Raw genomic sequence first — 804 nt, 5'->3', positions numbered from 1 at the left:
GGGCATCGTCATCGATTTCCTTTTCCGTAAAGTCAATGCCGTCGATTCCCTCAAAGGTCGTTCCGTTTTCCTCCGCATCTGCCTTTGCAAGGCTTTCTGCGTTTTCCTCAACCCAGTCGGTGAATTCCGCATCGTCCATTCTGTACTCGTTTTCGATCTCCAGTTCGTATTCGTAGTCCTCATCCACCCAGGTGATGACCGCCTTTGTGATTTCGGTTCTTTCGTTCCAGTCCGTTCTGTTTGCCATTGCTCTTGCCTTTGCGATTCCGTATGCTACCATTGTGTTTTTCCTCCGTTTTTGGTTGTTTTCCCTTTCGGTAACTGTATATTACCATACCTTTCGGCGTATAGCAAGCGGCTAAATGTACAGAACATAAGGCATTATTTTCGCTGTATATTTGGTGGATCTGACACTGGATAAACTTGCTTTTCTATGGTAAAATACAGTACAATGGAAAAGACATCTCGGAAAATCGCAGCCACCAACCAAGCCCCCGCACAGTTCGCCTGTGTGGGGGCTGATTTTGACTTTGAGCAGTTTTTCGGCAAGTGCTCTGAAAGCCCGCACAGGGCAAACAGGGCGGTTACATGGGGAACTTTCGGTGCATTACAGACAGGATTTTCTCCCGTTCCTCCGTGGAAACGCCGATGCTTTCCAGTGCCTGCCGAATACCGCAGTCCGGGCAAATGGGCGTTTGGTTGTCCGTTCTGGAAAGTGCCGGCACATCGGAGTAGGGTTTTCCGCAAAGTGGGCAGACCGCCGAAACTGGCTTATCCGTTTTCATGGTGGTACACCTCCCGTTC

General features: G+C 49.5%; 2 protein-coding genes. Both read right to left on the bottom strand.

From position 1 onward, the window contains the following. On the bottom strand, window positions 1-280 hold a 280-nt coding region (locus RUMCAL_RS11565), incomplete at its 3' end, for a hypothetical protein (RefSeq protein WP_021683085.1). Window positions 281-584: 304 nt separating this feature from the next. Further along, a partial coding sequence (locus RUMCAL_RS11560) for a hypothetical protein (RefSeq protein WP_021683084.1) occupies window positions 585-804 on the bottom strand: 220 nt, incomplete at its 5' end.

Source organism: Ruminococcus callidus ATCC 27760, from assembly GCF_000468015.1.
Classification (GTDB): domain Bacteria; phylum Bacillota; class Clostridia; order Oscillospirales; family Ruminococcaceae; genus Ruminococcus_C; species Ruminococcus_C callidus.
The sequence above is the reverse complement of the archived record's forward strand: the minus strand, read 5'-3'. Positions and strand labels throughout refer to the sequence as shown.